We start from the raw sequence: 9,813 nt of genomic DNA, 5'->3' as shown, positions 1-9,813 counted from the left end.
AGCACGGCGGCGGCGAAGGCGACCACCGAGGCGACCGCGAAGGCCAGCGACATGCCGCTGACGAAGGAGTCGTGGACGGCGCCGGCCATCGCGTCGACCGCCTGCTGCGGGGTCCCGGCCGGGGCGGGCGGGGCGATGCCGAGCTGGGCGGCCTGGTTGAGGCCCTCGCTCTGGGACGGCTCGACCGGGGGCAGCCCGGCCTTCGCCCAGTTGCCGGGCAGCACGTCGGTGACCTTGGCGGCCATCAGCGCGCCCAGCACGGCGGTGCCGAGGCTGCCGCCGACCTGCATCGCGGACTGCTGGAGGCCGCCGGCGACGCCGGACAGCTCCATCGGCGCGTTGCCGACGATGACCTCGGTGGCGCCGACCATGACCGGGCTGATGCCCAGGCCCATCAGGACGAACCAGAGCGCCATCGCGCCGTTGCCCGAGCCGGAGTCCAGGGTGGACATGCCGAACATCGCGACGGTGGTGATCAGCATGCCGGCCACGATCGGGATCCGCGGGCCGAGCTTGCCGATCGCGATGCCGGCCACCGGCGAGCCGACGATCATCATGCCGGTCATCGGCAGCAGGTGGACGCCCGCCTGGACCGGCGTCATACCGTGCACGTTCTGCAGGTAGAAGGTCACGAAGAAGATCGCGCCGAAGAAGGCGAAGGCCATCAGGGCCATCAGCAGCACGCCCGCCGACAGCGGCACCGAGCGGAACAGCGCGAGCGGGATCAGCGGCTCGCGGGCCTTGCCCTGCCAGAGCGCGAAGAGCACCATCAGCACCACCGCGCCGCCCAGCAGGAGCAGCGTGGAGGCGTCGCCCCAGCCCCACTCGGGGGCCTTGATGATGCCGAAGACCAGCGCGAACATCGCCACCGAGAGCAGCACGATGCCCGGGATGTCGAAGGACTTGGCGGCGTTCTCGGCCCGCACGTCCTTGAGGATCCACAGGCCGAGGCCCAGCGCCAGCAGGCCGACCGGGATGTTGATGAAGAACACCGACTCCCAGTTGACGTGCTCGACCAGCAGGCCGCCGACGATCGGGCCGGCCGCGGTGGAGGCGCCGATCACGCCGCCCCAGATGCCGATCGCCATGTTGAGCTTCTCGGCCGGGAAGGCCCCGCGCAGCAGGCCGAGCGCGGCCGGCTGGAGCAGCGCGCCGAACAGGCCCTGCAGCACCCGGCAGGCGATCACGGTCTGGATGTTGCCGGCGAAGCCGATCGCGGCCGAGGTGGCGGCGAAGCCGACCGCGCCGACCAGGAAGGTGCTCTTGTGGCCGAACCGGTCGCCGATCTTGCCGGCCGTGATCAGGAAGACCGCGAGGGCCAGCAGGTAGCCGCTGGTCACCCACTGGATCTCGGAGGGCGCGGCCTTGAGGTCGGCCTGGATCACCGGGTTGGCGATGGCGACGATCGTGCCGTCCAGGGCGACCATCATCACGCCGACGGCGACGGTGAGCAGGGTCAGCCAGGGGTGTCCCTGGAGGCTCCTCCCACCCGGCGAAGTGCCGGACGGCGGCGTGTCCGCCTCGGCGCTCTTGGTGAGGGACTGACTCATCTGGGCCCTCCGGGGCTGGCTGCGGGCGGACGTGGTCGTGGCGCCCCGGCCCACCCGTCCCCACGAGTACCCGGCCCGACGGGCGCCACTCCGGCAGATTATGTCAGCCACTGACATTCGGCAAACACTGCCTTCTGCTGCTGTCTGCCATTTGTCAGAGGGCTACAGTAGCCTCCGGAACACCAGCCCCATCACCCTCCGGAAGGCGCCCGCCATGGCCGCTCGGTCCGCCCCTCCCGCCGCCTCTCCGGAGCCCGGGCTGCGCGCGCGGAAGAAGCAGCGCACCCGGGACGCCCTCATCGAGGCCGCGCACCGGCTCTTCCTCGGGCAGGGCTTCGCCAGCACCACCGTCGACGAGATCGCCTCCGCGGTCGACGTCTCGCAGCGCACCTTCTTCCGCTACTTCGCCAACAAGGACGAGGTCGCCCTCGCCGTCCTCGCCGAGGCCGAGGACCACTTCATCGAGCTGCTGCGGGCCCGCCCCGCCGAGGAGGGCCCGCTCCGGGCGCTGCGGGCCGCGATCGTCGGCTCCTGGCGCGAGCGCGGCTCCGCCCACCCCACCGGACCGTGCTCGGTGAACGCCGCGCTGGAGCTCATCCGGATGATCGAGGACACCCCGACCCTGCTCGCCGCCCACCTGCGCCGGGTCGCCGAGCAGGAGCGCGTGGTGATCCAGGTGCTCGCCGAGCGCGAGGGCCTCGACCCGGCCGAGGACCTGCGGCCCGCCGTCCTCGCGGCCGCGTTCGGCGCCGTGCTGCGCGCCGCCCACCTGTCCTGGACCTGCGACCAGGAGGACATCGGGCCGGAGGGCATGGTCGCGCTGATCGACCGCCACCTGGACCAGCTCGGCCCCGCCCTGGTCGGCGACTGGCGCTCCTAGCGCGCACATCGCCCGCCCCCTACCGGAGTACTACCCGGGACCCGGCACCCCGGGGGGACGCCGGCGGCCCCCGCCCGCCCTAGGCTGACCGGATGATCAAGCCGTTCGCCGGGCCCGCCCCGGCCGGTCCGGTGCGCGCGCTGCTCGCCCCGCTGACCCGCCCCGCCGCGGACCACACCCCGCTGCTGGGCCAGTCCCCGCGCCCCTGGGTCCGCCGCCTCCCCTACCTCGCCGCCGTGGCCGCGATCGCCTCGCTGCTGCCCAGCGGGATCAATGTGCTCAGCAGCGACTACGGGATCTCCGTCGGCCTGGCCGCCGCCCTCTCGGTCGCCCAGACGGTGCCGCTGCTGCTCGCCCTGACCCGGCCGCTGCCCGCCTGGTGGATGATCGGCGGCGCCGACCTGCTGACCGCGCTGGCGGTCCTCACCGTCGGCACCGGCCCCACCGGCCCCTGGCCGTGGCCGCCGCCGGTCCTGATCGGCTACCTCTTCCTGATGCTGCCGCTGGCCCTGCGCGAGCCCCGGCGGACCCTGGTCGCGGTCTGGCTGACGACCGCGGCGGTCAGCCTGGCGATGTCCCTGCTGGGCTTCACCGACCGCTTCGGCGGGGACAACAGCCTGCTCGCCACCGCCCTGTCCGGCGCCGTCCTGGTGCTCGGCGGGGCGCTGCGCGAACGCGCCGAGGCCGCCCGGCGGCTCGCCGAGCAGGAGCACATCAGCGAGGCCGAGCGCGAGCGCCGCACCCTGCTGGAGGAGCGCGCCCGGATCGCCCGCGAGCTGCACGACGTGGTCGCCCACCACATGTCGGTGATCGCCGTGCAGGCGGCCAGCGCGCCGTACCGGATCGCCGGGGTCCCGGACGAGGCGGCGGAGGAGTTCACCGCGATCGCCGGGACGGCCCGCGAGTCGCTGACCGAGATGCGGCGGCTGCTCGGCGTGCTGCGCAGCGAGGACTCCGGTGCCGAGACGGCGCCCCAGCCGGGGATCGGCCAGCTGGCCCAGCTCGTCGACACGGTGCGCCGGGCCGGGGTGGCGGCCGAACTCGCCCTCGACCCGGAGCTGACGGACGACGCGCTGCCCCCGGCCGTCGGCCTCTCCGTCCACCGGATCGTCCAGGAGGCGCTGGCCAATGTGGTCCGGCACGCCCCGGGCGCCAGGGCCTGGGTCTCGCTGACCGCGACCGGGGAGTCCCTGCTGGTCACCGTGGTCAACGCGGCCCCGCCCGAGCGCAGCGAGTCGCTGGAGGGCTCGGCCGAGGGCACCGGCCACGGGCTGGTCGGCATGCGGGAACGGGTCCGGCTGCTGGGCGGGCAACTGGACACCGGCCCGCTGGCGGACGGCGGCTTCCGGGTGGCCGCCGTGCTGCCCGTCACCGGTCTGACGGATACTCGGTCGCAGGACAGCCGGCCGAACGGCACCGCGTCCCCCGATCCGGACGGGACGCCGGCCGGACCGTAGAACGCCCCCGGGGAGAGCACCGTATGACCATCCGCGTGATCATCGTCGACGACCAGGCGATGGTACGGGCCGGATTCGCCGCCCTGCTGGGGGCGCAGAGCGACATCGACGTGGTGGGGGACGCGGCGGACGGCGCCCAGGCCCTGGAGGTGACCGGCCGCACCCACCCGGACGTCGTGCTGATGGACGTCCGGATGCCGGTCATGGACGGCCTGGAGGCCGCCCGGCGGCTGCTCGACCCGGCCGTGCCCGGCGCCCACCGCCCCAAGGTGCTGATGCTCACCACCTTCGACGTCGACGACTACGTCTACGAGGCGCTGCGGGCCGGCGCCAGCGGCTTCCTGCTCAAGGACGCGCCGCCGGCCGACCTCATCGCCGCCGTCCGGGTGGTGGCGGCCGGCGAGGCGCTGCTCGCGCCCTCGGTGACCCGCCGGCTGATCGAGGACTTCGCCCGCACCCGGCCGGCCCGGCGCCGGGACCCGAAGCTGCGCCTCAACGGCCTGACGCCGCGTGAGACCGAGGTGCTGGAGCTGATCGCCCGGGGCCTGTCCAACCAGGAGATCGCCGCCGGCCTGGTCCTCGCCGAGCAGACCGTGAAGACCCACATCGGCCGGATCCTGGCCAAGCTGGACCTGCGCGACCGCGCCCAGGCGGTGGTGCTCGCCTACGAGTCCGGCCTGGTGACGCCCGGGCAATGACGCGCGCCTCCGAAGCGCTCCGGGGCTCTCCCCCGGCCCGGGGTGGGGTTCTCCCCCGGGGGAGAACCTCCTGATACCCGGGTAGCACCCGGGAGTTGGCCCCGCGGTGTGACGTCCGCGGGGCCACCTGGTTCCTACCGTCCCCTCCTGTCGAAGCCGAACGGCCCGGGAGGGAACGAACATGGGGAAGCAGCGAATCCGACGCACACTGGCGGCCACCGCGCTGGCACTGGTCGCGGCGCTGGGCGTGGGCGGCTGGGCCGCCGGCGGCGAGCGGGCGGTGCCCGGGCCGCCGCCCGGCAGCACCGAGTGGGTCGCCGACACCACCCTCGGCCTGCCGCTGCCCGACCCGGGCACCGCCCGCCCCGCCGAGGTGGCCGCCTTCTTCGCCCGGCTGCCGCCCGCCGCCCGGGAGGCGCTGGCCGTCCGCCACCCGCTGGTGGTCGGCAACCTGGACGGCGCGCCCGTCGAGCTGCGGCTGCGGGCCAACACCCTGGCGATCGCCGCCGAACGCGACCGCGCCGCGGCCAGGGCCGTCGACCCGGCGCTCACCCCGCAGGACCACGCCGACGCCCGGGAGCACGCGGAGCGCTACCGCGCCCTGCTCGACGGGTCGGCGCCCGGCGGCCCGCGCCGGTTCCTGGCCTTCGACCCGCGCGGCCGGGGCCTGGTCGCCGAGGTGTTCGGCGACCTCGCCACCGCCGGCCGGGTCGCGGTGGTCGTGCCCGGCTCCGACATCGACCTGCGCACCTTCGACCGTACCGGCGACCCCTACGGCACCCCCGTCGGCATGGCCCGCGCCCTGTACGGGGCGACCGGCGGACGGACCGCGGTGATCGCCTGGGCCGGCTACACCACCCCGCTCGGCCTGGGCCCGGACGCCGCCACCGAGCAGTTGGCCCGGGCCGGCGCCGGGCGGCTGACCCGGCTGCTGGACGGACTCGCCGTCAGCACCCGCCCGGACGCCCCGCCCACGGTGTTCTGCCACAGCTACGGCTCGGTGGTCTGCGGGCTGGCCCGCCCGGGCCCGGAGCTGGCCTCCGGTGTGGTGGTGCTCGGCTCGCCCGGCCTCGGCGTCGACTCGGCCGCCGAACTCGACCCGCGCGTCCCGCTCTGGGCCACCGCCCGCAACGACTCCGACTGGATCGGCAGGGTGCCGTTCGTCCGGCTGCTCGGGCTCGGCCACGGCGCCGACCCCACCGACCCGGCCTTCGGCGCCCGGCCGCTGCCGTCCACCGGCTCGCGCGGCCACTCCGGCTACTTCGCCCCGGGCACGGCCTCGCTAGCCGCCTTCGCCGGCCTCGCCCTCGGCCACTGAGCCCTCGGCCACTGAGTCCTCGGCCCCCGCGCCCTTCTCCTCCCCCTGCTCCACGACCGCCGCGCCGCACCCCGCGAACGGAGACCTCGTCATGCCCGGTTCCCCTCTGACCCCCCTGCTGGCCCCCCTGCACCGCGCCGCCCGCCAGGTGGACGCCCGCACCCCCGAGAGCCGCGACCGCGCGCTCGACGGCCTGCGCGCCCTCGCCCTGCTCGCCGTCCCGGTCGGCCACTGGCTGCTCGGCGGCTTCACCCGCTCCGCCGACGGCGCCCTGCACAACGCCAGCCCGCTGTCCTCCCCCGCGCTCGGCTTCTTCGCCCCGGCCAGCTGGGGGCTGCAACTGCTCGGGGTGTTCTTCCTGGTCGGCGGGTACTCCGCGGTCCGCTCGCTGGAACGCGCCCGGGCCCGCGGCACCGGCACGGCCGGCTGGCTGCGCAGCCGGACGGTGCGGCTGCTCCGCCCGGTGCTCGGGGTGGCCGCCGTCTGGGCCCTGCTGATCCCGCTGCTGCCGCGCCTCGGCGTGCCCGCCGACACCGTCCGGACCGGGTCCACGCTGGTGGTGCAGCCGCTCTGGTACATCGCGGTCTACCTCGGACTGACCGCGCTCACCCCGCTCTGCGCGAGCGCCGCCCGCCGGCTCGGCGGCTGGTCCGCCGGCCTGCCGCTGGCCGCGGTCGCCGCGGTCGACCTGCTGCGGTACGGGCCGTGGGCGGAGTCGGTGCCGTCCTGGGTCGGGCTGCTGAACATCCTTCCGGGCTGGCTGTTCGGCTACCAGCTGGGCGTGCTCTGGGCCGCGGGCCGGCTGGGCCGTCCGGCGGCGCGACTGCTGCTGGGCGGGGGCGCGGTGCTGTTCGCGGCGCTGTTGCTGGTGTTCCACTACCCGGCGTCGATGGTCGGGGTCCCGGGCGCCGCCCGGACCAACTCGCACCCGCCGTCCCTGCTGGTCCTGGCGCTGGCCTCGGTCCAGTGCGGCGCGGCGGTGCTGCTGCGCGACCGGCTCGGCCGGCTGCTGGCCGGACGTCCGCTGCTGTGGCTGCCGGTGGTGGCGGTCAACCTCTCCGCGATGACGATCTTCTGCTGGCACCAGAGCGCGATGCTCGCCGTCGCCGTGCCGGGCGCGGCCGCCTTCGGCGCGGTGCCCGGGCTGACGGTGGCACCGGACTCGCTCGGCTGGGTGGCGCTGCGACTGGCGCTGCTGCCGCTGTTCGGCGCGGTGCTGATCGGGATCGGGTGGTTCACCCGCCGGTTCGACGGCCCGTGGACGGCGCTCTCCCGGCCGGCCAAGGCGGCGGCCGGCGCGGCGGCGGCGTTCTTCGCCGCGTACGCGCTCGGCGTGGTCTGAACGCGCGGGCCCGGGCCCGTCGACGGGCGGCGGCTGCGGACCGGTCAGGGGGGACGAACCGGTCCGCAGCCGCCGATTTCCCCGCGAACGACCGAAACCCCTCCGGGTCACCCGGCGTTCATGTGATCCATCCCACAGTTTAAGGCGGTCCGGGCGCCGCTCCGGACCCCTAGGCTTGCGCTGAAAGTTGGCAGTCGTACCACCCTCGGGCCCCGTCCGGGATCGGTGACGGGACTCTCTGGGAGCTGAGACGATGCGCCGTCGACGGTGGAAGCACGTCCTGATCGGCGCCTTCGCGGGCGCCGCCGTCCTCGCCGACGCCGGTGCGGCCGCCGCCCAGGCAGCCGCCGCCACCGAGCAGTTGGCCATCTCCACGCCGCCGGCCGGCAGCGCCGCCTGGGTCGAGGACCACTCCTACGGGCAGGACCTGCCCGACCCGGCCACCACCGCGCCGGCCGCCGCCGCCGAGTTCTTCGACCGGCTCACCGCGGCCGCGACCGACCGGCTGGTCGCGGCCTACCCGCTGGTCGTCGGCAACTACGACGGCGCGCCGCTCGCCCTGCGCTACCGGGCCAACCGGGTGGCGCTGGCCGCCGAGCGCGACCACGCCCGGGCCCGCGCCGCCGACCCGAAGCTCGACCGGGACCAGCGCGCACTGGCCGTCTCCCGCGCCAACGACGTGCAGAGCCTGCTCGCCCCCGGCCGGCAGATCCTCGCCTTCGACCCGCGCGGCCGGGGCCTGCTGACCGAGGTCTGGGGCGACCTCGGGACCGCCGACCGGATCGCCGTGCTCGTCCCCGGCTCCGACGCCGACCTCGGCCACTTCGACCAGGCCGTGGAACCGCTCCGCTCCCCCGCCGGGATGGCCCGCGCGCTGTACGAGGAGGAGCACCGGCAGTCCCCGGGCTCCCGTACCGCCGTGGTCGCCTGGACCGGCTACGTCACCCCCTCCGGCCTCGGCCCGGACGCGGTCACCGCCCGGCTCGCCGACGTCGGCGCGCCCCGGCTGCGCCGCCTGCTCGCCGGGCTGAAGGAGACCACCCGCCCGCAGGCACCGCCCGCGCTGTTCTGCCACTCCTACGGCTCGGTGGTCTGCGGCACGGCCGCGCCGGACATCCCCCGCGCGGCCACCTCCCCGGCGGACACCGGCGGGGTCACCGACATGGTGGTCTTCGGCTCCCCCGGCATGGGCGTGGAGAGCCGCTCCGAGCTGGGCGGCGGGGTGCGGGTCTGGGCGACCCGCAACGAGACCGACTGGATCGGCAACGTGCCCTACCTGGAGGTCGGCGGACTCGGCCACGGCGCCGACCCGACCTCGCTGGACTTCGGCGCCGAGCGGCTCTCCTCGGCCCACTCCTCCGGCCACAACGGCTACTTCGCGACCGGCACCGACAGCCTGTACAACTTCGCCGCCGTCGCCCTCGGCCGGGACCAGGACGTGCTCCGCCCGGCCCCCGAGGCCTGAGGCCCCGAACCGCCCCGCGTCGGGTCGGGTCGGGTCGCGTCGGGTCAGGCCGGGTCGACCCGGCGCACCTCCTGGTAGAGCCGGACGGCGTCGGCGGCGGTCCGGGCCATCTCCCGGCGGGCGGCCGGCGGATGGAGCACCTCGGCGTCCGCGCCGAACGCCAGCAGGGCCCGCACGGCCGGCAACGACTGGAAGCCGAGCGCGAGTTCGACCCACTCCTCGGGCGCGCCGCCCCCGCTCTCCGGCGGCGGCGCGATGAGCCGGGAGCCGTGGATCCGGACGAACATGTCCAGCCGCCCGCGCCGCACCCGCACCCGCACCGTCAACTCCTTGGGCAGCCGCTCCACCTGCTCGCGCAGCACCGTCCAGACGTCGCCGAGCCCCACCCCCGGCCGTCGGCGCACCGACTCCTCGGCGGTCTCCGCGTACAGCACCCGGTCGGCCCGGAACAGCCGCGGCTCGCCGCGCAGATCGGCCACCAGGTACCAGACGGCGGCCTTGCTGACCAGGCCGTACGGGTCCACGGTGTACTCCGCCGGGGCGGGCGAGCCGCTGTGCCGGTAGCGCAGCCGCAGGCGGCGGTCGGCGAACACGGCGTACTGCAGCTCGCCGAGGTCGGGCCCGGGCGCGGCGCCGGCCTGGAGCCAGCGCGCCGGGTCGACCAGGATCCGCTCGCTGATCCGCTCGGCGCCGGGCCGGTGCGGGGCGGGCAGCGCGGCCATCACCTTGCGCAGCGCCGAGCCCAGCGCGCCGTCCAGCCCGAGGTCGCTGTGCGCGCCCTGGGCGGACAGCACGAACAGGGCGCGCGCCTCGTCGGCGGTCAGGCCGCTGACGTCGGTGCGGTAGCCGGGCAGCAGACTGATGCCGCCGTGCCGGCCGCGTTCGGTGTAGACGGGCACGCCGGCCGTCGAGAGCGCCTCGACGTCGCGGTAGATGGTGCGCACCGACACCTCCAGCCGTTCGGCCAGTTCGGTGGCGGGCACCCGGCCGCGGGTCTGGAGCAGCAGCAGGATCGAGAGCAGGCGGTCGGCCTTCATGTCCCGAGGATCCCAGAAATCATGACGGCGCTTGTCAGGTTTTACCGGGAGATTGCCTCCGTACCG

At 75.6% G+C, this 9,813-nt stretch carries 8 protein-coding genes; 6 read left to right on the top strand and 2 right to left on the bottom strand.

The window, feature by feature from the left end:
- A partial coding sequence (locus BI06_RS20840) for an MFS transporter (RefSeq protein ID WP_043470642.1) occupies positions 1-1,550 on the bottom strand: 1,550 nt, incomplete at its 3' end.
- A gap of 214 nt (positions 1,551-1,764) precedes the next feature.
- Here BI06_RS20840 and BI06_RS20835 point away from each other — a divergent pair.
- From BI06_RS20835 to BI06_RS20810, 6 genes are all read left to right on the top strand, one after another.
- Positions 1,765-2,430, top strand: a complete 666-nt coding sequence (locus tag BI06_RS20835) for a TetR/AcrR family transcriptional regulator (protein ID WP_030395848.1) — start codon at positions 1,765-1,767, stop codon at positions 2,428-2,430.
- 92 nt (positions 2,431-2,522) lie between these two features.
- Entirely contained in the window at positions 2,523-3,887 is a 1,365-nt protein-coding gene (locus BI06_RS20830) for a sensor histidine kinase (protein WP_051741506.1), read from the top strand.
- Between the two features lie 23 nt (positions 3,888-3,910).
- On the top strand, positions 3,911-4,585 hold the full coding sequence (locus BI06_RS20825) for a response regulator transcription factor (protein WP_030395846.1): 675 nt from the start codon (positions 3,911-3,913) through the stop codon (positions 4,583-4,585).
- Between the two features lie 181 nt (positions 4,586-4,766).
- Positions 4,767-5,903: an alpha/beta hydrolase gene (locus tag BI06_RS20820; RefSeq protein WP_043470437.1), complete on the top strand. Its 1,137-nt coding sequence runs from the start codon at positions 4,767-4,769 to the stop codon at positions 5,901-5,903.
- Between the two features lie 91 nt (positions 5,904-5,994).
- Positions 5,995-7,245: an acyltransferase gene (locus tag BI06_RS20815; protein ID WP_043470434.1), complete on the top strand. Its 1,251-nt coding sequence runs from the start codon at positions 5,995-5,997 to the stop codon at positions 7,243-7,245.
- Between the two features lie 253 nt (positions 7,246-7,498).
- The gene (locus BI06_RS20810; RefSeq protein WP_030395843.1) at positions 7,499-8,710 is read left to right on the top strand and encodes an alpha/beta hydrolase; all 1,212 of its coding nucleotides are present in this window, start codon (positions 7,499-7,501) and stop codon (positions 8,708-8,710) included.
- 44 nt (positions 8,711-8,754) lie between these two features.
- Here BI06_RS20810 and BI06_RS20805 read toward each other — a convergent pair whose 3' ends face one another.
- The gene (locus BI06_RS20805; protein ID WP_043470432.1) at positions 8,755-9,747 is read right to left on the bottom strand and encodes a YafY family protein; all 993 of its coding nucleotides are present in this window, start codon (positions 9,745-9,747) and stop codon (positions 8,755-8,757) included.
- Between the last annotated feature and the right edge of the window lie 66 nt (positions 9,748-9,813).

Origin of the sequence: Kitasatospora sp. MBT66, from assembly GCF_000710405.2 — a bacterium.
Lineage (GTDB): Bacteria > Actinomycetota > Actinomycetes > Streptomycetales > Streptomycetaceae > Kitasatospora > Kitasatospora purpeofusca.
The sequence above is the reverse complement of the archived record's forward strand: the minus strand, read 5'-3'. Positions and strand labels throughout refer to the sequence as shown.

What these genes read in the sequence shown, in the direction of transcription:
- BI06_RS20835 (WP_030395848.1), top strand. Translation starts at nt 1,765, where the DNA reads ATGGCCGCTCGGTCCGCCCCTCCCGCCGCCTCTCCGGAGCCCGGGCTG.
- BI06_RS20830 (WP_051741506.1), top strand. Translation starts at nt 2,523, where the DNA reads ATGATCAAGCCGTTCGCCGGGCCCGCCCCGGCCGGTCCGGTGCGCGCG.
- BI06_RS20825 (WP_030395846.1), top strand. Translation starts at nt 3,911, where the DNA reads ATGACCATCCGCGTGATCATCGTCGACGACCAGGCGATGGTACGGGCC.
- BI06_RS20820 (WP_043470437.1), top strand. Translation starts at nt 4,767, where the DNA reads ATGGGGAAGCAGCGAATCCGACGCACACTGGCGGCCACCGCGCTGGCA.
- BI06_RS20815 (WP_043470434.1), top strand. Translation starts at nt 5,995, where the DNA reads ATGCCCGGTTCCCCTCTGACCCCCCTGCTGGCCCCCCTGCACCGCGCC.
- BI06_RS20810 (WP_030395843.1), top strand. Translation starts at nt 7,499, where the DNA reads ATGCGCCGTCGACGGTGGAAGCACGTCCTGATCGGCGCCTTCGCGGGC.
- BI06_RS20805 (WP_043470432.1), bottom strand. Translation starts at nt 9,747, where the DNA reads ATGAAGGCCGACCGCCTGCTCTCGATCCTGCTGCTGCTCCAGACCCGC.